At 61.2% G+C, this 20,791-nt stretch carries 21 protein-coding genes and 1 pseudogene; 16 read left to right on the forward strand and 6 right to left on the reverse strand.

The features are described from left to right. Positions 1-5: 5 nt before the first annotated feature. A complete protein-coding gene (locus CNO20_RS14745; RefSeq protein WP_101296894.1) occupies positions 6-806 on the reverse strand; it encodes an IclR family transcriptional regulator in 801 nt (266 codons plus the stop codon). Between the two features lie 206 nt (positions 807-1,012). Here CNO20_RS14745 and CNO20_RS14750 point away from each other — a divergent pair, with 206 nt between their 5' ends. From CNO20_RS14750 to ilvA, 13 genes are all read left to right on the forward strand, one after another. Further along, on the forward strand, positions 1,013-1,819 hold the full coding sequence (locus tag CNO20_RS14750; protein WP_101296896.1) for an MBL fold metallo-hydrolase: 807 nt from the start codon (positions 1,013-1,015) through the stop codon (positions 1,817-1,819). A 19-nt stretch (positions 1,820-1,838) separates the two neighbouring features. Next, complete coding sequence (locus CNO20_RS14755; RefSeq protein WP_101296897.1) at positions 1,839-2,579, forward strand: MBL fold metallo-hydrolase; 741 nt, start codon at positions 1,839-1,841, stop codon at positions 2,577-2,579. A 277-nt stretch (positions 2,580-2,856) separates the two neighbouring features. Next, positions 2,857-3,882, forward strand: coding sequence for a Bug family tripartite tricarboxylate transporter substrate binding protein (locus CNO20_RS14760; protein WP_199174860.1), 1,026 nt, complete (start codon positions 2,857-2,859; stop codon positions 3,880-3,882). Positions 3,883-4,074: 192 nt separating this feature from the next. Beyond that, the gene (locus CNO20_RS14765; RefSeq protein ID WP_101296898.1) at positions 4,075-5,601 is read left to right on the forward strand and encodes a tripartite tricarboxylate transporter permease; all 1,527 of its coding nucleotides are present in this window, start codon (positions 4,075-4,077) and stop codon (positions 5,599-5,601) included. Then, a complete protein-coding gene (locus tag CNO20_RS14770) occupies positions 5,601-6,179 on the forward strand; it encodes a tripartite tricarboxylate transporter TctB family protein (RefSeq protein ID WP_101296900.1) in 579 nt (192 codons plus the stop codon). The genes CNO20_RS14765 and CNO20_RS14770 overlap by 1 nt, the downstream gene beginning before the upstream one ends. 946 nt (positions 6,180-7,125) lie before the next feature. Continuing rightward, complete coding sequence (locus tag CNO20_RS14775; protein ID WP_101296901.1) at positions 7,126-8,667, forward strand: Cdc6/Cdc18 family protein; 1,542 nt, start codon at positions 7,126-7,128, stop codon at positions 8,665-8,667. Positions 8,668-8,849: 182 nt separating this feature from the next. Next, positions 8,850-9,002, forward strand: a complete 153-nt coding sequence (locus tag CNO20_RS23060; RefSeq protein WP_158237423.1) for a hypothetical protein — start codon at positions 8,850-8,852, stop codon at positions 9,000-9,002. A 188-nt stretch (positions 9,003-9,190) separates the two neighbouring features. Next, a complete protein-coding gene (locus CNO20_RS14780; RefSeq protein ID WP_101296903.1) occupies positions 9,191-9,805 on the forward strand; it encodes a hypothetical protein in 615 nt (204 codons plus the stop codon). Positions 9,806-10,281: 476 nt separating this feature from the next. After that, entirely contained in the window at positions 10,282-10,494 is a 213-nt protein-coding gene (locus CNO20_RS14785; protein ID WP_101296904.1) for a hypothetical protein, read from the forward strand. A gap of 85 nt (positions 10,495-10,579) precedes the next feature. Further along, on the forward strand, positions 10,580-11,491 hold the full coding sequence (locus tag CNO20_RS14790; RefSeq protein WP_101296905.1) for a restriction endonuclease: 912 nt from the start codon (positions 10,580-10,582) through the stop codon (positions 11,489-11,491). Positions 11,492-11,619: 128 nt separating this feature from the next. Further along, positions 11,620-11,793, forward strand: coding sequence for a hypothetical protein (locus CNO20_RS23430; RefSeq protein ID WP_199174861.1), 174 nt, complete (start codon positions 11,620-11,622; stop codon positions 11,791-11,793). Positions 11,794-12,329: 536 nt separating this feature from the next. Beyond that, positions 12,330-13,472: an N-methyl-L-tryptophan oxidase gene (gene solA / locus CNO20_RS14795; RefSeq protein WP_101296906.1), complete on the forward strand. Its 1,143-nt coding sequence runs from the start codon at positions 12,330-12,332 to the stop codon at positions 13,470-13,472. A gap of 130 nt (positions 13,473-13,602) precedes the next feature. Next, positions 13,603-14,856: a threonine ammonia-lyase gene (gene ilvA / locus CNO20_RS14800; protein WP_101296907.1), complete on the forward strand. Its 1,254-nt coding sequence runs from the start codon at positions 13,603-13,605 to the stop codon at positions 14,854-14,856. Between the two features lie 173 nt (positions 14,857-15,029). Here ilvA and CNO20_RS14805 read toward each other — a convergent pair whose 3' ends face one another. Both CNO20_RS14805 and CNO20_RS14810 read right to left on the reverse strand, forming a co-directional pair. After that, positions 15,030-15,209, reverse strand: a complete 180-nt coding sequence (locus CNO20_RS14805; RefSeq protein WP_101296908.1) for a hypothetical protein — start codon at positions 15,207-15,209, stop codon at positions 15,030-15,032. Between the two features lie 73 nt (positions 15,210-15,282). After that, positions 15,283-15,951, reverse strand: a complete 669-nt coding sequence (locus tag CNO20_RS14810; RefSeq protein ID WP_101296909.1) for a nitroreductase family protein — start codon at positions 15,949-15,951, stop codon at positions 15,283-15,285. 376 nt (positions 15,952-16,327) lie between these two features. Between CNO20_RS14810 and CNO20_RS14815 the strand changes: the two genes are divergently transcribed. Both CNO20_RS14815 and CNO20_RS24120 read left to right on the forward strand, forming a co-directional pair. Then, a complete protein-coding gene (locus tag CNO20_RS14815) occupies positions 16,328-16,549 on the forward strand; it encodes an NUDIX hydrolase (RefSeq protein ID WP_101296910.1) in 222 nt (73 codons plus the stop codon). Between the two features lie 182 nt (positions 16,550-16,731). Continuing rightward, the gene (locus CNO20_RS24120; protein ID WP_269844148.1) at positions 16,732-16,854 is read left to right on the forward strand and encodes a hypothetical protein; all 123 of its coding nucleotides are present in this window, start codon (positions 16,732-16,734) and stop codon (positions 16,852-16,854) included. Positions 16,855-16,949: 95 nt separating this feature from the next. Here CNO20_RS24120 and CNO20_RS14820 read toward each other — a convergent pair whose 3' ends face one another. Both CNO20_RS14820 and tnpA read right to left on the reverse strand, forming a co-directional pair. Further along, positions 16,950-17,879 carry an endonuclease/exonuclease/phosphatase family protein gene (locus CNO20_RS14820; RefSeq protein WP_199174862.1) on the reverse strand — a complete coding sequence of 310 codons (930 nt, stop codon included), beginning with the start codon at positions 17,877-17,879 and terminating at the stop codon, positions 16,950-16,952. Between the two features lie 75 nt (positions 17,880-17,954). Then, a pseudogene (gene tnpA, locus CNO20_RS14825) lies at positions 17,955-18,353 on the reverse strand (IS200/IS605 family transposase). A 43-nt stretch (positions 18,354-18,396) separates the two neighbouring features. Here tnpA and CNO20_RS14830 point away from each other — a divergent pair. Beyond that, a complete protein-coding gene (locus CNO20_RS14830; protein WP_101296911.1) occupies positions 18,397-19,713 on the forward strand; it encodes an RNA-guided endonuclease TnpB family protein in 1,317 nt (438 codons plus the stop codon). 176 nt (positions 19,714-19,889) lie between these two features. Here the strand turns inward: CNO20_RS14830 and CNO20_RS14835 are convergent, their stop codons facing one another. Next, positions 19,890-20,663 carry a DUF7847 domain-containing protein gene (locus CNO20_RS14835; RefSeq protein ID WP_199174863.1) on the reverse strand — a complete coding sequence of 258 codons (774 nt, stop codon included), beginning with the start codon at positions 20,661-20,663 and terminating at the stop codon, positions 19,890-19,892. Positions 20,664-20,791 lie beyond the last annotated feature (128 nt).

Below are 20,791 nucleotides of genomic sequence, written 5' to 3' on the forward strand. Positions count from 1 at the left end.
GCGAGCTAGGAGTGGCGCTGATCGTGTAACCTATCGCTGACGATTCGAGCCGCCCGTTGGACTTGCTCCGGGAGCTCATCCGAGAACCGCCTCGCCTTGATGTGCTTGTACGGATTTTCGATCTCATCGTGCGAGGCAGTAACACCGATAGCACCGACGACGTGGGTAGTCGACTGATCCAAAATGGGTGCAGCGACGCTACTCACTCCGTCAACGCGTTCCTCGGCGCTGTAGGCGAGCCCGAGATCTCGAACCGTTTTTAAGCGATCGGAGAGGTTCGTCTTCGTTGTCAGAGTCCGATCAGTATAACGTGACAGACCGTGCGTTTCGATCAGGTCATCTAAAGCGGTATCCGAAATCCAGGCGAGGATTGCTTGACCAAACGCGGTACAGTGGAGGTCCGACGCCTGACCGACGCGCACGTTGGGCTCGGACTCGTCCTCCCCCGTGCGGTAGAGACAGACTGCTTTACCCTCCTCTGGGACAGCCACGTGTGCCACCATTCCGGTATCGGCCGCCAACTCGTCAGCCGTTCGTTCGACGATGCCACTGAGTTCGTGTTGTTCGAGCGCACGCTGTCCCAGTCGTGCGGTCCGAAGACCGAGGCGGAAGCCGTCGTCGTCACGAACCACGTACCTGTTCTGTTGGAGCGTCTGTAGATGGTAGTGCGTTGTACTTCGAGAGTACCCGATCTTCGCCGCGATTTGTGACGTCGTCGGGCGGTTCTCGCTGGCGACTATTTCGACGATATCGAACGCTGTTTGGACGGATTTGATCGTTTTCGGCTCATCGTTGTGCGGCGTCATATATCACACATGGATATCGATCATGATTAACGTTTTGCGTTCTATCATGTCGACGCGAGCAGACTCGTGCGACCGCGTGACTGGAGCGACCGCACCGTTTGTGACGCTATTAAATCGATACTGGCCTCTGTGGTTTACTGTGACGAAACAATTCATGGGTGAGTATCCCAAACAATTAAGATAGTCGAAGGTATTTTCGCGACTGTATGGCTAGAGAAATTAGCCCCGGAATCCACTGGCTCCAAGAACTCGGTCCCGATCAGCGGGATAATTTCGAACTGCGCGACGAGCCACCGTCGTGGTGCACGCCAGGGGACACGGTACACATCCCCCAGTGTGCGTATCTGCTCGTCGGAAGTGACCGAACGCTTCTCTTTGATACGCTCTCGCCCGCCAGCACCGAGAAACTCAAGGACGAGGTATCCAGTATCCTCGGCGATCGTTCGCTTGACTACGTGGTCGTCTCGCACCCGGACATTCCCCACGCAGGCAACGCGATCGAAATGCTACGAGAGTATCCCAAGGCGGAACTCGTCGGTCCAGGGTACGGGAACGATCACGAACTATACCACCTCGACGATGCGATGAAGGTCGTCGAGGGAGATACCATCGATCTGGGCGATCTCGCCGTCGAGTTCCACGAAGCGGCGTTCCTCGACGCGCCAGTGTTCGTGTGGATGACAGAACGGACAACCGAGACGCTGTTTCCCGTCGATTGGATGGGATTCCCTCACCTCTCTGAGGACGAGTTGAACTTCGTCGACGAGGCCCACCACGACGTCGGAGTTGAGCAGCTTCTTCATTTCCACGCTCGTGTGCTGTTCTGGCACAAGTACGTCGACGTCGAGAAAGTGCAGAGAGAGATCGACAATCTCATCGAGAAGTACAACCCGTCGATGATCGCGCCGGCGCATGGTCTGGTGATTCGGGAGGATGCAGTGGAGTACATGGAGAAGATGAAAGACGTCGTCGCTCGAATCCAGCAGACCGGGCGGTTAGGGATCATAGGATGACCCATAAAGAAGAACCACAATGACTGTCAACATTACTGACTCCGTCACATGGATCAACGAATCGATCGCTCACAGCGACTTCAACGAACACGTTTCGGTGTACCTCATCGAGGCCGAAACGGGGTACATCGTCGTTGACTCGGGATCGGTCCACCACCGCAGATCGATCTCCGAACAGCTTCAGGACGCAACCGACGACAAGGGGGTTGATGCGATTATCCTTTCTCACTCTGATTACCCACACTCCGGCAATATCAGTGAGTTCCGCGATCGATGGGGCGACGTAGAGCTCATTGCGTCGTCCGGATCCCCCGAAATTCAGGGCCTTCAGAACGCAACGAAGTGTACGATTGGAGGGAGTATGGACGTTCTCGGCCGGGAGTTCTCCTTCATCGATCCACCGCTCGCTGACAGATCACACACCACCTGGATTTATGATCACGCCTCTCGGGTCCTCTTCACCGCCGATGGGTTCGGCAACTACCATCAACCCGAGGAGGAGGACTACACGTCGGCCGACTTCGACAACGTCACACCATTCGAGGAAATCTACCAGTACCACAGAGACAACCTGGTCTGGCTCAGGTACGTCGACCCGGGGAAACTTCGGGATGCGTTGGACGCTACTCTCAATCAATTTGAAGTCTCTTCCGTCGCACCAATTCACGGAAATCCGATCCGCGGCTCTGATTTGGACACCTACCTCGATCGGCTAATAAGAGCAGCCGACAAGATTACGAACGAGTACGTCGTCGCCTGACCCGCCGGCAACTCGACGCCCCCGTCGGACCGCCTCTCGCGGTTGTGCACCGTTCGCCACGGTGCGCCCGAGGAAGCTGGACGGCCCATCGTCTAGGGCTCGATAGCACCTCGGGTGATCGGCGAATTTCGGGATTAGGGACCCTCATTGATAAATTGGAGCGGGCGGTCTGCCTATCGATTGAAATTACGGTCGCGCGAGAGTATTCTTTTAACCGTTCGATGGACCCATTCAACATAAACTATAAGTAGCATTATATCGATCTGGAACACGGAGCATGACAATAGACAGCACTAGGCGTTCTGTTTTAAAGAGCGGCGCGATTGCTGGGATGTTAGCCTTGGCTGGTTGTACCGGCGGCGGTTCAAACGGAGGCGGCGGTGGTTCCGGCGACAACGGTTGGGCACCGGAACGAAACGTCACGGTCGTCGTCCCGTGGGGCGCCGGCGGCGGCACCGACCTCGCGGTCCGCCAGGTTATGGATCCAGCGGCGACTATCCTTAAGAATAGGGATATTAACGTCCAAATTAACGTGGAGAATATCACTGGAGCGGGCGGTCTCAACGGTGCCTCGAACGTTCTCAACCAGCCCGCCGACGGTCACATTATATTTGCAGACACGAACGTTATCGCGCCGAACATCGCTCAGGAGAAGGCCACGTTCACGATCGACGACTGGGTCGGGATCTGCCGGATGCAGTACGACACGAGCTTCATCTTCACGACCGGTCGGAACGGCGGCGGATACGAAGACATCAACAAGTTCGTCGAGACAGCCAAGCAAAAGACCGTTCAGTTCGGGATCACTGGAGGACTCGACAGCGCAGTCTTTCCGGTCGAATTCGGGCAGGAGACGGGGATTCTTGACAACATGGAAATCGTCTCGTACGACGACGCCGGTCAAATGGAGTCGGACGTCATCACGGGCGAGATAGACGTTGCGTACGGCGAACTCGTCGAGATCAAGGAGTTGGAAAGCGAGGGAGAGGTCAAACTGCTCTTCGCCGGAATCGACGAACCGGTCGAAGGCTTCGAAGAAGTCCCGACCGCCGAAGAAACGGGCTGGGACGCCCAATTCGGGGTTCAGCGGGCGCTGGTCGCGAAGAACGGCACACCGGACGAAGCTGTTTCCTTCTGGATGGATGTGGTTCAGGAGGCGATGGCGACGGACTCCTACAAAGAGTTCGAAAGCGAGAACTATCTCGATATCCGTGATGGATTCCTCCCCGGAGACGAACACATGAAAAACATCGAGAATCAGATCGATCTATTCAAGACCGCGATGGAACAATTCCGGGGATAATGCCAAATGATGTCGGACTCCGCGGGCTCGGTAGTGTCGGAATCCGTCGCAGCTACCGTTCTGGGATGGCTCGCTGGGGATGCCCCCGATTGCTGCGGTCAAGTAAACTGTAGTTACAGGAGTCGTACGAAGGTTCACCTTATCGATGAAAATTAACAGTCATACTTTATCGCTTGGAGGTCAGTAACGACGATGGTACTGGAACAGCTTGTCGAAGGCGGTGCGACAATTTTCTCGGGGATGAACCTTCTAGTGTTCGTCTTCGCCATCGTGCTCGGAATGCTTAGCGGGGCAATACCCGGCATGAACGGGACAATGACTGTCGTGTTGTTGATTCCGCTCACGTACAGCATGGACCCGGTGACGGGGATCATGATGCTGTCAGTTATTTACGTCGGCGCTGTCTACGCGGGGTCTATTAGCGCGATCATGTTCAAGGTTCCCGGTGCCCCAGAGGCGATCATGACGACCCTCGACGGCTACAAGATGAACCAGCAAGGACGGATGGGGGAAGCAATCAGCACCGCAGTCTTTAGCTCGGCAGTCGGCGGGATCGTCGGTACCATCATCCTCATCCTGTTCTCTCCGACGCTGGCTGCATGGTCGATGAATCTCTCTGATCCGGAGTATTTCAGCGTCGTGGTCGTTGGGCTTGCACTCGTCTCCACAATTGGGGTCGGTAACGTTACCAAGGCGGCGATGATGATGGCCATGGGGCTCGTCATCGCGACGATCGGACTCGACCCCTTCACAGGTCAACCGCGGTTTACCTTCGGCAATCGCCTTCTATTCAACGGAATCGAATTAATCCCGGTGATCCTAGGTGTCTTCGCGATTTCTGAGGTATTGAAGCAGATTCAAACCGGCGGCCAGATGGTCACTGATGAGGAGGTCGATTCAATTTCAACAGGATCGCTTCTGCCGCCACTCCATTTCTTCAAACGGTTTCGGAAGATCCTCTCGTTTAACTCCATTACTGGTACATTGATTGGAATCCTCCCTGGCGCCGGTGCGACAACTGGGGCGTTGTTCGGTTACACCTTCGCCCAACGGATCGTCCCACAGGACATTCGCGAGCGATTTGGAACGGGTGTACCCGAAGGCGTTGCCGGCCCTGAAACGGCGAACAATGCGGCCGCAAGCGGTGCATTCGTACCGCTGTTCGCACTCGGTATCCCTGGAAGTGCCACCACGGCCGTCATCTTGGCGGCGTTCATCCTGCACGGAATCACTCCTGGTCCGTCGTTCATCGACGCCAACGAAACGCTGGTTTATACGGTTTTCGCGGCGCTCTTATTAGCTAACGTGGCCGTGCTCCTCGCAAACAAGCCCATCGTTCGCGTCTTCACCAAAGTTCGGCACATCCCCCAAGAACTCCTACTCGCGCTGATCGTGATGTTTTGCGTTGTCGGCGGGTTCGCTACCCGGAACATAACATTTGACCTGTGGATTATGCTTGCCACCGGTATAATCGGCTACTACCTCGAACAATACGATTACCCGATCGCCCCACTCGTGATCGGACTCGTCCTCGGGCCGATCGCAGAGCCGAGTCTGCGACGCGGCCTGATCAAGGCTCAAGGGGAGCTTCTGACGTTCGTCCAACGGCCGATATCGCTCATGTTACTGGTGATCGCAGTGATCCTGTTCACGGTGCCGCTCCTCCAGGAGACCGCGTTCGGACGCAAGTACCTGCGGTTCGGGGGGGTGGATCAGTAATGGGATCTGATCACGGCGACACGCCGGGCGACGCGGTCTCAGAGCGGCGCGATCGCAACGACGCGATCATCACTCTCCTCATCATTGCTGCTTCAGTCGTGTTCCTGTATTACTCTAGGACACTGGCCGGGATACGAAGTACCAACGCCGACCCAGGAACGACATACTGGCCGAGGGCAGTACTGTTTGTGCTGCTCATTGCATCCGTGCTGAATCTAATCCATATCTACCGTCGAACGGATGTTCACCTTGAATCGGGCCTGCTTCAGGACACAGCGTCGGACGTCTCGGCTGCGATTGACCTCTCCGACGAGGATAAGCGATACGTCGGCACTATCGTCCTGATCGCCGTCTACATCGGTCTCCTCAATCAGATCGGGTTCCTCGTCATTACGCCGATCTTCCTGTTCGCGTTCACCTGGCTTCAGGGGTACCGGTCAGTGATCAAGCTCGTACCGTTCAGTGTGCTGACCTCGTTCGTGATCTTCGTCCTATTCCGCAACTTCATGAACATCGCACTCCCTTACGGAGTAGGTATCTTCCGCGAGCTGGGTCTTCTTGTGGAAGGGTTGATTTGATCGTTCACAAGTCCGGTTTTCTCTTTTCCCAGCGCGAGTCAGCTCTTGGGCGTTCCGTAGTTGAACATCGCTCAGAAAGCAGCTATTGTCGGTTTCCGCTGTACGAAGACACCGATCGACGCCGTAACGATTACGCGGTCGGTTTGGGTTCAGCATGAACTTGGCTGTCGGCTCGATCGCCGATCACCGAGAACAACAGAGTGTAGATCGACAGTCATCAAGTTAGCATGCGTATAGGACGATATGAGTAGAAATAATTGGATCTCCTGAGAAGAGGGAATCAGACACATACACATTTATATCAATGGAAAAACTCACATAAAGGTTAGCGAATAGGTGAAAATTCTGGTAATAACGATAAAAATCCACATAAGTAGGGGCTCCAGTGAGCCACTTATCCTAAACAATCGATTTGTTGTTTTCGAATTGAGAGTGAAACCCGACTTTTTGTACCGTACATGTCGATAGTAGTCGCTAGAACCGTTTCGACGTGTCAAATCGATTCCGGGATTCGATTGACCACTTGGGACTTTTATCTAAGAAATAATGTCTGAAAAGGGGTGGTTTGAAGGGAATGTCCAAACCACACTCAGCCCTGACCCATTCAGGAAAAAGATAGCCACCGATCCGGCCGTATGGGAGAACGCCTTAACAACCAGCCAGGAACCCCCGACAGCCCCGTTCAGGTGCCGATTAACTATTACGAACACGACCGTCAGCGGATACCGGAGACAGATGAGCTTCGAAACGAGGGTATCCGATTCGGGCGTCGCGATCGCTTTCGATCCGTCCGGCCGGGATCGTTCCCGCCGCGCTTTCGGAGCCCAGACCGCGCGCGAGCCGACTCTTCGGACGGAAGCCGAGGTCGGAGAGCCGAATCGACGGGAACCGACCCGGCTCGGAGAGGCGTAGCTGACTAATCTCGCGGCAGGTCGCTGGAGCAGCCATGTCAGAGGAAGATACACCGCGGGGGACGACCCGCGTCGCGGAGTCCGAATCGCGCGATTCCTCGGAGAGCGAGCGCCGGCGGTCGGAGCGGGAGCGGAGAACCGGCTTCGCGGGCGCGCCGAGGGCTGATCCTGAAGAGACGACGGTCGACCGGCGCGAGGGGTCCTCGACCGACGGGACGGCGGAGTCCGCCGCCGGAACCGGGTTGTTCGACCCCTTCCTCCGGGAAAAACAGATCTTCTCGCAGAAGGAGGTGCTCCGACCGTCGTACACGCCGGCGAGGCTCCCGCACCGATCCGCGCAGATCAGTTCGATCGCGACGATCCTCGTTTCGGCGCTCCGCGGGGAGACGCCCTCGAACATCCTCATCTACGGAAAGACCGGGACGGGGAAGACCGCGAGCGCCCGGTACGTCAGCCAGGAACTGCAGCGCTCGCCGACGAACGACGGCGTCTCGTGCGAGGTCCAGTACATCAACTGCGAGGTAACGGACACCAGGTACCGGGTGCTCGCGCGGTTGGCGAACGAGTTCATCGACGACAATCGCCGTCGACTCGGGGTTCGAATCACGGAACTGGAGGCGCTTTTGGACAGAGCGCGGGCGGATCCGTCGACGCTCGCCGAGACCGAATTCGATTCCGCGGCGGAGATCGACGACCGGATCGACGAACTGGATCGAGAGCGTCGTGATCTCGAGACGGTACCGATGACGGGGTGGCCGACCGACCGCGTCTACCACGAGTTCTTCGAGGCCGTCGATCGCTTCCGCCGCGTCGTCGTCATCGTTCTCGACGAGATCGACAAGCTGGTGGAGAAAAGCGGCGACGACACCCTGTACAACCTCTCCCGGATGAACTCCGACCTGGAGAACTCCTGCGTGTCGATCATCGGGATCAGCAACGACCTCACGTTCACCGACTTCCTCGATCCGCGGGTCAGATCGAGCCTCGGCGAGGAGGAGATCGTCTTCCCGCCCTACGACGCCGACCAGCTGCAGGACATCCTCGAACAGCGCGCCGAGGTGGCGTTCAAACGGGACGCCCTCGACGAGGGCGTCATTCCGCTCTGTGCGGCGTTCGCCGCGCAGGAACACGGCGACGCCCGTCGGGCGCTCGACCTCCTCCGAACCGCCGGCGAACTCACCGAACGCTCGAAGGACGCGACGGTGAGTCAGGCGCACGTCCGTCGAGCGCAGAAGAAAATAGAGTTCGACCGCATCGACGAGACGGTGCGGACGCTCCCGACCCAATCGAAGCTGGTACTGCTCGCCATCATCAGACTCGTCCGGCGGGAAGAGCGGAAGGTGAGCACAGGCGAGGTGTTCAACGCCTACGAGCGCCTGTGCACCTCCGTCGGACAGACCGTTCTCACGCAGCGGCGGGTCACGGATCTCATCGGCGAACTCGACATGCTCGGCGTCGTCAACGCCGCGGTTGTCAGCAAGGGCCGGTACGGCCGCACGAAGGAGATTGGGCTGTCCGTCCCGCGGGAGAAGACCGAAGCGATCCTCACGGCGACCGCGGCGCTGGAGGACGCGTGACTCGCTACGAACCGCCTCAGCTGCGTCGACGCGGTCGAACTCTCGCGCCGACCGAACTCTGTCTCGCGGCCTCCGGCCGCTCGGCCGAAGCGGAGGGGGCAGCTCCGTCGCGCCGTACGTTTCAGCATTCCAAATAAACTCCCGGCGAAACAATTTTCGTGTCGTGTCCAAGATAGACCCGCATGGGTAACGTACGTCCGCTCCGCGGCGACATCTCCGAATCCAGCGCCGAGTACGTCATCGTCCGACGTCGCGACCTCGCCCACTTCGCGCTCGAAGCGGCCGTCGCCGGCGCGTTCGTCGGCTACACCGCCGCGAAACTGTTCGAGCCCTGAGGCGCGGGGACCGGTCCGACGCGATTCCTCGACCGGGTTCCGTAGCTGGTCCTTCGAGGCCGCTCCTTGGGTCACTCTTTGGTACTCCGCACGGCCGACCCTCCGCCCGGTCGAAGTTCGAACGACGAATCCGTGCGGTCGACCGCCACCACGGTTTTGTACCCGCGATTTGATGGGGGAATCAACGCATGCGAAGACGCGATTTACTCGCCGGATTCGCGGTGAGCCTCGGCCTTCTTTCCGGGTGTAGCGATCAGGAAGGCGCGAGTGCCGAGAACGACCGGACCGGGGACCCGACGACCGACGAGGGGGCGTCGAACTCGACCGTCTCGGAGACGGCGTCGACAACTCCTCCCGAAACCGCCGCGACGGACGCGTCCTCCGGGGGCACCACGACGACGGATTCCGGCGAATCGGCTCGCGCCGAGAACGAGGACGCTCCCCCGACGGGAGACTCGCCGACCGACGCCGCCGAAGGCGTCGAGTTCGACCTCGAAACCGGTGAGCCGAGATCGTGCGGGTCGACGTGTCGGGTAGTTCCGGTCACCCTGACCAACACCGGGTCCGAGGACGCCCGCGACGTCGTCGTGACCATGCGAGCGGAGGTGGACGGCGAAGAGCTCGATCGGGAGGCGAAGCGATTCGATCGGCTCGACGCCGGGGCGACGGAGCGGTTTTCGATGCGGTCGAGTTTTACCGTGAGCGAGGGAGAAAAGATACGATCCGCCGGCGGACTCACGCTCGATACGACCGTCGAGTCCGAGACCGAATCCCAGACGTTCACCGACGAGATCTCGATCTGAGCGATCAGTCCGATCGCTCCTTCGCCGGGGACGAACGGGAAAGTGAGCGCCGCCTCCGCGTACTGGAGCTCACCGCGACGCGCTGACTCCCTGGTGACGTAATTCGTTGGAACCACCGACCGAAACCCGAGTTCGATCGATCGACCGACGGTCTCCGAATCGACGTCCAGACGGATCGTTCGGTGCGCCGTCGCGGACTATCCGACGGCCGAACGCCGGCCATTCGACGGACGCCCCGTCCGAAAGAATCGCAGCGGATCCGATCAAGCCGGTATCGGGGCGGAGGTAGCGGCTCGTCGGCGATCGATGCGGGCAACGGCTCTGGTTCACACGCTCGCTGCCGAACCGAAAGCGTCGCAACCCGAATCCTTCGAACGTCGTGCAATTACTTCTGCTATCCCCACGCCGTCGAAAAGCGTTCTCAGGCGGTGAAATTCACCCGGACGCTCATTACGCACCCGGTCGAGCTACGCCGTATGTTGCCACGGACCCCCATTCCGACCGACGCGAGGGAGGCGCTCGAGCTGCTCGAACCGCACGTCGAGGCGGCCGGCGGCGAACTTCGGACCGCGCAGGCGCAGGCCGTTCTCGAAGACGCGTTCGACGAGCGGACGGCGGCGAGACTCCTGACGGTTCTCTCCAGGCGAGGCTACATCTACACGGTGCACGATCGGGTTCGCGTCACCTGATCGACCGACGGGTCGAAACCGGGTCGGCGGCGAGTAGACGGAGCTATACCGGTCGACGTCATAGCGTGTTTTCCACGGAGTGACTATGAGTTCCGAGGTTCGGACAGGATACGCCGCGACCGACGACATCGTCCGTCAGCTCAGGCGGATGGACGGCGACAGCTTCGAGCGCTTCGTCGGCGACCTCTGGCACCGGATGGGCTGGCAGACGGAGGTTTCTCAGGCCTCGCGGGACTGGGTGATCGACGTCGTCGCGACGCGCTCGTACCCGCTTCCGGAGACGGCCCTCGTGGGCACGATCCGACGCGGCGACGACGATCCGGTGGGCGCGCCCGTCGTCCAACGGTACCACGCGATGCGCGACATGGGCGTCGTCGACGGCGCCGACCTCACGGTCGTCGTCACGCCGAGCACGTTCACGCGGCGGGCGACGGTGACGGCCGACAGGCTGAACGTCAAGCTCGTCGACGGGGAGCACCTCGCTCGACTCGTCCACGACTTCGACGCGTATCACCTCCTCAAGCGGTACGCACCCGACCCGCGCGCGGTCGAGATCCCCGACGGCGCGGGGCTGGACGTGTATCCGCACGCGGCGGAGGCGCGGACGATCCGGGGAGTGATCGGTCGCGCGCTCCGAAGGACGCTCCCCGCCGGAAAGTGGCAGTGGATCGTCTGGCCGAGCCTCCTCTCGCTCGCGATGCTCGGCGGCGTCCTCGTCGCCCTCCTCGCCGGCTCGGAGCAGGCGCTCTTCACCGCGCTCGCCATCGGCGTGGTCGTCTGGCCCGCGAACGCGCTCGCCGTGTATCTCGACCGTCGGAGCACGCGCCACGTCTGGGACCCCGACGGGAGACACGAGCGATTGCTCTGGGTTCCGATCGGGGTGGGCGTCCTCGGTGCCTACTACCTCTATCTCCGCTGGCGATACCTCGGGCTGGAAAACCCGGCGACCGAAACGGAAGCTGAAATCGGGTCCGACCGGGATGCTGAGCACGTCTAGCGCGTCGAGTAGGTTTCGGTTCGCTCAGACGGCGTGCCGCGGTCGCAGGTTCGAATGCGCGCCGCCAAAGCCGTCAAGCCGGAGGGCGCCCAACGGAGGACGGGCGCCCGAAACGGGGGTGACACAAAATGGCAAGCCGAATCAAACGCATCGCGCGGAGCATCGACGACGTGACGAGAGCGGTCTGGGACGAATCTGGTCCCCTGACCAAGGCCGTCGTCCTCGTGCTCCTCGTGGTCACGGCGACGGCGATACCGCTCGTTCCGATCGCTCTCGCCGCCCGGTACGTCGCGAATCGCTGACCGCCGGAGAAACGAGACGGAGCGCACACAGGTGCGGCGCGCACTCCGCCCCACGGTGGCGCGGCGGCCGAGATCCCCGCGGGGGAGGATCCGGCCGGATAGTGGATGACAGACGGCGTTCCGTTCGGGTGCCTCTCTTTCGGAACCCGGCGTGGAAAGGGGTTGTGAGTCCTTCCCGTTCGACGGGGGGGTCCGCGTCGACAAAAAGTCAGGAGACGGTTTCCGACCGTTTTCTTCCCATCTGATGGACTGTTTTCGGGATATCCCGAGCACGCGCCGGGGCGCGGAAAGGTACCTCGTTCGTTAGTTCGTGAACGTAAACGGTGTGAACTATCCTCACTCGACTCCTCGCGCCGGTGAATCGACGCTTCGGACGCCGCGGAATCCGACGACCCCCTCGTCGGGAGGAGAACTCCTCTTCCGCCGATCGACCGGATACCGTCCGCGTCCCGCCTCGTTCGAGCAGGGATCCCTGGCGTTTACGCCGGGAGAGTTGACCCGAATCGTCATAACCGATCCTTTCGAATCGATCGCGTATGAGCTCGACCGACGGGCGGTACGACGTCGTCGTCCTCGGCGTCGGCGGGATGGGTAGCGCGGCGACCTACCACCTCGCACGCCGCGGACTGGACGTACTCGGGTTGGAACGGTACGACGTCCCCAACGCGATGGGATCCTCGCACGGCGTCACGCGGATCATCCGGCGGGCCTACTACGAACACCCGTCCTACATCCCGCTCATCGAGCGGGCCTACGACCTCTGGGACGAACTGGAAGCCCGGACAGGGCGGGATCTGCTACACAGGACGGGTTCGATCGACGCCGGACCGCCGGACAGCGACGTGTTCTCGGGCTCTCGACGTTCCTGCGAGGAGTACGACATCCCCCACGAGGTGCTGACGAGCGGGGAGCTGACCGAGCGCTTCCCCGGCTACCGGCTGCCCGACGAGTACGTCGCCCTCTACCAGCCGGACGGCGGCTTCCTCGTCCCGGAGCAGTGCATCGTCGCCCACGTCGAGGCCGCGCACGCCGAGGGGGCGGAGGTGCGCGCCCGCGAACGGGTCGTCGACTGGGAGGCGACCGCCGACGGGGGCGTCTGCGTCCGAACCGACAAGGGGGAGTACGGGGCCGACGGCATGGTAATCGCTACGGGCGCGTGGACCGCCGAGTTCGTCGACGAACTGTCGGGGATCGCGGTCCCGGAGCGGCAGGTGCTCGCCTGGCTCCAGCCGACGGCGCCGGACCGTTTCGCGCCCGAAAGCTTCCCTGTGTGGAACTTTCGCGTCCCCGAGGGGCGGTTTTACGGCTTCCCCGTGTACGACGTGCCGGGGTTCAAGCTCGGAAAGTACCACCACCGCGAGGAGACGGTCGATCCTGAAAGCTGGAACCGCGAGCCCGACGCCGAGGACGAGCGCCTGCTGCGACGATTCGCCGAACGGTACTTCCCCGACGGGGCCGGCCCGACGATGCGACTCGCCACCTGCACGTTCACCAACACGCCGGACAACGACTTCGTCCTGGACACCCTCCCGGATCACCCGCAGGTCGCCGTCGGCGCCGGCTTCTCCGGCCACGGGTTCAAGTTCGCCAGCGTCGTCGGCGAAATCCTCGCCGACCTCGCGGTCGTCGGCGAAACCGACCACCCGATAGAGCGATTCCGACTGGAGCGCTTCGGGTGACCTCCCTGCGCCGAACCGGGAACCGACCGCGTAGCGGTTCGGGCGGGTCGGCAGGAGGTCGAACGGGCTCTCCTCGCTCCAGTTTCGGAGTACCCGACAGACCGAAGGGGATCGGGCGCGATCCGAGGCCATGACCGGAAGGCGAACCGAGACGGTCACCTTCGACGACATCGAGCGGGCGCGCGATCGGCTCGACGACGACACCGTCGTCAAGCGCACCCCGGTCGAGCGGAGCACGTCCCTCGAATCGATGACCGGGGCCGCGGGCGTGTACCTCAAGATGGAGCACCTCCAGTGGACGGGCTCGTTCAAGACGCGCGGCGCGTACAACCGGATCAAACAGTGCGCCGAGGCGGGCGAGGCGGACCGGGTCGTCGCCGCGAGCGCGGGCAATCACGCCCAGGGCGTCGCGCTCGCGGCGACGAGGCTGGGGATCGACTCGACGGTCGTCATGCCCAAGACCGCCCCACAGACCAAGATCGACGCGACCCGCGGGTACGGCGCGGACGTCGAACTCGTGGGGCGGGACTTCCGCGGCGCGATGGCCCACGCGCGGGAGCTGGCCGACGAGCCGGGCGTCGAGTTCGTCCACGCCTACGACGACCCCGCGATCATCGCCGGACAGGGGACCCTCGGCGTCGAGATGTACGAGGACCTGCCGGCGGTCGAAACGGTCGTCATCCCCATCGGCGGCGGCGGCCTGATCGGCGGCATCGCTACCGCGTTCGCGGAACTGTCGCCGGAAACGCGCATCGTTGGTGTCCAGGCCGAAGGCGCGGCGACGGTGCCGGACAGTCTCGACAAGGGGTTCCCGAAGACACTGGACGACGTCGACACGATCGCCGACGGGATCGCGACCGGCGGGACATCGGAGCTGACGCTGTCGCTCATCGAGCGACACGTCGACGAGGTCGTCACGGTCTCCGATCAGGAGATCGCCCGGAGCGTCCTCGTGCTGCTCGAACGCGCCAAACAGGTCGTCGAGGGGGCCGGCGCGGCGTCGGTGGCCGCGATCCTGGGCGACCTGGACGTGGAGGGCGAGACGGTGATGCCGCTCCTCTGCGGGGGCAACCTCGACATGACGATGCTCCAGACCGTCCTGATTCACGCGCTTACCGACCGCAAGCAGATCCTCCGCCTCCGCGTGCGCATCGACGACCGGCCCGGCAAGATGGAGACGCTCTCCGGGATCATCGCGGCGCACGGAGCGAACATCCAGACGGTCAGACACGACCGCGCGGTGGAGGAACTCGACGTGGGCGAGGCGTACCTGACGTTCCAGATCGAGACGAGCGGCGCCGAGCAGGCCGAAGCCATCATCCGATCGGTCGCCGACGCCGATTTCGACGTCCGACACGTCAACCGCACCGACGGTCGGACCTGACCGGCAGCGGTTCGACTCGGACGGCTCTCCCGCCTGCGTCACCGCGATAGTGAATTCGCCCGCCGGTTGATCCACCGTCCGTCGTCCGGTTTCGGCGGGTCGCCCGCGAGACTCGCGCATCGTCGAACGTCGGGACGCGGACTGACGAGTGGACGACGGCCGAGCGGCCGGTTCTAGCCCCGCCGGAGGAGTTGGATGACCTCTCCCACGGAAAGGTCGTACCGGTGCAGCAGCGTCTGGATATCGCGCACGTCGATTCCTAACTCCCGAAGGTGTTGAATCGCTTCGCCAACCGACAGTCCCTGATCGCGGAGCAGGTCCATGAGGATCTGAACGACATTCGCTTCAACCATTACGTCTGATCAATCCAGTAGAGATGAATTAAACGTTTCCGTAAAATACTTGAATTATCGCCGAGGGCGGTCGCTAGTACGATTCGCGGTGGAGGACCTCGTCGACGGACCGGCGGGGAAGTCGTTCGGGCTCCGGCCCGCCGCTCGGACCGACGGCGATCAGCATCACCGGGATCTCGTCGTCGGGTAGTCCGAGGAACTCGGCCATCCCTTCGGCGTCGAAGCCGATCATCGGCGTCGCCTTCAGCCCGCGGGCGTGAGCCGAGAGCAGGAGGCTCTGCGCGGCGAGGCTGGCGTTTCGGACGGCGTAGTCCCGACCGAACCGCTCGTCTTCGTACATCTCGACCGACTGGGCCTTGGTCTGCTCGGCGGACGCCTCGTCCATTCGACCCGCCTCGATCCACTCTTCGAACACGCGGTCCGCGGTCTTGGCCTCGGTGTGGCCGACCACCAGAATCGCGGTCCCGGCCTCGCGGACGTGCTCTTGGCCGTAGGCCAGTTCGACCACCCGCGCGAGGCGGTCTTCGTCCTGCACGGCCACGAACTCCCAGGGCTGGAGGTTGTACGAAGAGGGGGCGAGCGCCGCGTCGCGAACGAGCGCTTCGAGCGTCTCGTCGTCGATGCGCTCGTCGGGATCGAAATTGTGCCCCGACCGTCGGGTTCGGATTGCGTCGATCGCCTCCGGGAACGTCTCGTCGTGCGCTGCGTCGCGCTCGTCGGCGCTGGCGTGGGGTGTAGCCATCGACGGGAATTAGTGCATCGTCCGTTAACCGCCTGACGGTGAGTGAGGGATTTTCCGGTTGGGGTTCGCTAACGTGACGCTTCGAAAACCGTTCCTATTTTCGGTAGCAATTGGTAGTGACTCGATTAAAACGGGTCACTCCAAGCATCGCTGGGCTTGATGCACAAGGGTTGCTACTGTTGTTTTTCGTCTCTGTCGGGGTGACAGCGGGCGCTATGAAGCACGACCCGCCACCAGCAGTCACATCTTGCTCCGACTGTTCGGTAACAACCGACTACCTTGGTGTCGGGCGGACAAACCGCGATTCGCGAATATCCCGGAGTCCTACGCTTTTTGAGAAGGAAATACTTTTGAATCAAACCGGCACACAGAACGTATGCGATCATCGGCGCCACAACTCGCGGACACGGTCGACTTCAGCGACATCGAGTTGATCGCGACCTCCATCGGACCCGCCGAGGACGAGGAGAACGACGACCCCGAGTTCATCGCGGTGATCGGGCCCGCCGGCGGCAGCGCCAACGATCAAAACGGCACGTTGGTCGCCGAGGGTGCGAGTATAATCAGCGACACCTATCGACCGCTTCCGTTCCCGTAGCGGACGACGCGACCGCCGGCGCTCTCGACGCACCTACCGCTCGAACCGACGTACGAACTCCCGCGGGAAGCGAGGACCGCGACCGGCGCGGCGGTTGGGTCCGTGCTCCGTTCGAGTCGAGTGCGCGGCGCGGTGAGCGAACGGACGCTCGATTCAACTGTCTCCGGAGGCAAGTAGGGACCATGACGAACGACGAACCGACCGGTCCGTGGGTCCTCGCGCTCGGCGCGCTGCTCATCGGCCTCGGAGCGGTCACGATCGAAGTTCTGCGGCGGGTACGAGACCGTCCGACAGACGGTCGGTAGACGCGCGTCACACGGGCGCACGAGAGCACCTCTCTCATTCACTCTCGCGTCCGAGTCGTCGTCGAAATCGGACTCGAAGAGAAGCGGTAGCGCGCCTACTCTCGCTTCCAGGGAAGCCGCGGGCGTCGCGCGAGTTCGAAGTCCGCGACGACGGGGAGGTGGTCCGATCGATACTCCCCCTCTCGAACGTCGAGGGTACGGTACTCGCCGACGTCGGCGTTCTCCGTGGTGAAGATGTAGTCGATACGGTCCTCGATTTCGGGCGTAAAGCCGTGGTACGTCCCCCACGGTCCGTACACCGAGCGCGTGTCGGCCTCCCTGCGGGGGTCTACTACCGGGCTCTCGGCGTCGCCGGCCATCCCGGTCAGTAATTGATACGGCTTCTCGCTCGGCTTCAAGTTGAAGTCGCCCGTCACGACGACTTCCTCCCCGTCCGCCGCGCGCTCGCGTGCGCGCTCCCGGACGAGCCGCGCGGACTCGACGCGCGCCCGCTCGCCGACGTGAGAGAAGTGTGTGTTGCAGAACCACAGCCGCGTCCCCGTCTCGCGGTCGGACAGGCGCGCCCACGTCGTGACCCGCGGGAGTTCGGCGTCCCAGCCGACGCTCGGTTCGCCGGGAGTTTCCGAGAGCCAGAACGCGCCCGTTTCGAGCGCTTCGAACCGGTCCGTGCGCCACGCGAGGGGGACGAACTCGCCCTCCCGGTCGCCGTCTTCGCGACCGACCCCGTACCACTCGTAGTCGTCGAGCGCCTCTCGGAGGTAGTCGTACTGGTTCGGCTGCGCTTCCTGAACCCCGAGGAGTCCCGGATCGAGCGTGCTGACCGTTTCGACGACGCGACTCCGTCGCTCCTCCCAGCGGTACTCGTCCTCCGGGTTGTCGTAGCGGATGTTGAACGAACACGCCCGGAGGCCGTCCGAACGAGCGCCGAAGCCCGCGTTACGGTCTCCGAGACCGGTCGTCGCTCCGAGCGCTGTCAGACCCCCGAGGAGGAACCGTCGCCGGGTCGTGTCGAAGATGGACTGCATCGTTAGGTGCGATTCTAAAGAAACAGCGAGAGTTCCACAGGTCACCTGACTCGTGGGTGAATCGCGTACGCTTGCCTAATGTTCGGTCTCCTCGATGTACCGACGAACCACATCTTCGGAAACCGCGCCTGTTGTACCAACGTAGCACCCGTCCTTCCACAGACCGCTTCCCTAGAAGTACCGCTGTTTGATTTCTGGGTGACGTTTCAGAATTGTTCGACCCGAGTAGTCCTTGAATTGTTTCGCTATCTCGGCAGGACTCCATTTCGGGTCGGCCTCCACGAACAAGTGAACGTGGTCGCTGGCAATCTCCATCGACACGATTTCGTGACCGAACCGTTCGGCAGTCCCCTGGAACACCTCTGCAAGTTCGTCTCGAACTAACTCCAGCACCCCGTGTCGATACTTGGGACACCAGACGAAGTGATACTTCCACAAACTAATCGAATATGCACGACCCCGGTGCTCTCCCATCTTAACCCTTACTTTTATTATCACTTGGTACGATAGTCAAGGTATGGGTATCAAAGAAGTCACAAAGACCGCACGCACTCGACTTTGTGTTGAGTCTGGTGAGCGGTCGTGGCTCAAAGATGCCCGATTCACCGCACGAGACATCGCCAACGACACACTCCGCCTCAAACAACAGGGACACTCACGCACTGAGATTCAGAAGGAAGTTGACCGCGATGATTTCCTTCGAAACAACAAGTGCGCGGTTGTCGGGAAAGCCCTGCAAGCGTGGGATTCCTACAAAGAACTCCTCAACTGGTGGCACGACCAAGACGACACCAACGTCGGAAAGCCGTCGCCACCCGCCACGGACAAGAACGGGACTTATCCGCTTGTTATGGCACACGCTGAAGGCTACCGCCTCGCCTACGACAGCGAGGACGACCGGGTAGAGTTCCGTGTCAGTCCGAAGCCGTACAAGAAGGTGAAAGGACACCTACGAGGACGACAGGAAGACCTCGCGTTGATTGAGAAGGCTCTGACAGAGGACGAGTGGTCGTTGGGGCAGGCTGAACTTCTGTACCGAGATGGCGTGTACTACCTACACGTCACGGTCAAAACAGAGGTCGAAGTGCCTGAACCAGAAGACGCCGACACGCTCATCGGCGTGGACATCAACGAGCGCAACATCGCACTCACCGCTCTTACTCGTGAGACGATGGACACGCTCGGAACACTCGTGCTGGATTACGGCTCGGTGAAAGCCGAACGCCAACGCTACCACACCATCACAAAACGCTGTCAAGAACACGGCCAACACTCCATCCACCATCAACTCGGAGAGAAAGAAGAACGTTACACCGAGTGGATTCTTCACCGACTCTCCCGAGTCGTGGTGGAGTTTGCCCAACAGTTCTCGAACCCAGTTATCGTTTTCGAGGACTTGAGTGGGATTCGAGACGCCATCGAGTACGGCACGTACATGAATCGCCGTCTACACAAACTACCGTTCCACAAGTTCGAGCAACAGGTTCGCTACAAAGCAACGTGGAATCAGACTCCGTGTGAGACGGTTGAGTCGCCGTACAACTCGAAGTCGTGTTCGTGCTGTGGACACCGTGGCTACCGTCAGGGACGGCGGTTCTGCTGTACGAACGATTCGTGTGAAGTTCAGCAAGACCATGCTGACCGGAACGCGAGTGTGAATGTGGCGTGGCGAGCGTGGGCGAAACACGCTGGTATCGACGTTGAATCGGTTAATTACCGGACTCGCAAAACCCAACCGTTTGTTCGGAAGGTGAGCCTGTCTGGGTCGGGACGTTCAGTAAACCGTCCAACCTCATCCCGCGAAATCGCTTCGCGTGGAGTGCTTACGACATAGGCTGAGGGAATTACAAAAGCCACGGGTCACCCGACCCGTGGTCGTTTACGATAGTACATTTAATTTTCTATGAGCGCTATATTATGGTACGTACGGGATATCCCCCCTCGGGATCGCACGATTTGCTATCGCGCCGAAGCGGCGAGCGGGGCTCGGCTTCGGGTGCCGCGCCGGGCTCACGCGCCTTTCGGCGCGTCTCGCGGGGAGACGGGCTCTTCGCCGGCGGTCGGCGTCTCGTCAGTTTCCGGAAGAGCGGTGAGCTGGTTGTACGCCGTGGCGAGCGCGGCCGTCGAGAACACCGTCGTGATAGCGCCACCGAGCTGGGCGAAGACGAGTCCGACGACGTCACCTCCGAGATAGCCGACGTTGAACACCGCGCTGATAATGGCCACGAGGAGGAGCACCGCGACACCGAGGCCCAGGAGAGGAAGGCGGCGTCCGCGAGTGAGCGCCCAGCTGTTTCGGAATCCCTCGACGAAGTTCTGGTCCTCGACGGCCACGTAAACCGTCCAGAACGCCAAGCTCACGAGGAGGAAGATGCCGGGAATGATGAGTGCAACGAACCCGAGTGCGACGATAATCCCGAAAATGATGCCGCCGACAACGACGTTCAGCGCAGCCCAGAGCACGTTTCGAGTAAAGTACTCCCGTGGGAGTCGATCCGTTTCCGGACTTACGAACACCCGGATCGCCGCGATGCTCACCACGAGACTCGCAATCCCGAGGACAAGCGAGATGACCCCCGCCACAACCGGCGGGACGACGAGGAACGGGTTCGCTTGGACGGCGGCCGGTGCGAATTCTCGACTTGCCGCCCATCGCGCGACGCCGAGGCCGAGGAGTCCGTTTGCGAGCGAGAGAGCGAAGAAGATACCCATGAGTAACAGTCCGTTCCGTTCGATACTTCTACCCGCGCTTTCTTTCAGGATGTAAGTTATGTTTATTGACATTAGGTATGGACCTACGCCACAGACAAAGATAAACTACGTGTATGAACTGCCCTGCCCTCGCTGCCCGACTTATAGAGATTCAAGGAGAAAGCCCACGACTTGAGTCATGGGATGAATCCGACCGGTAG

The sequence above is a fragment of the Halegenticoccus soli genome (assembly GCF_002844195.1).
Classification (GTDB): Archaea; Halobacteriota; Halobacteria; order Halobacteriales; family Haloferacaceae; genus Halegenticoccus; species Halegenticoccus soli.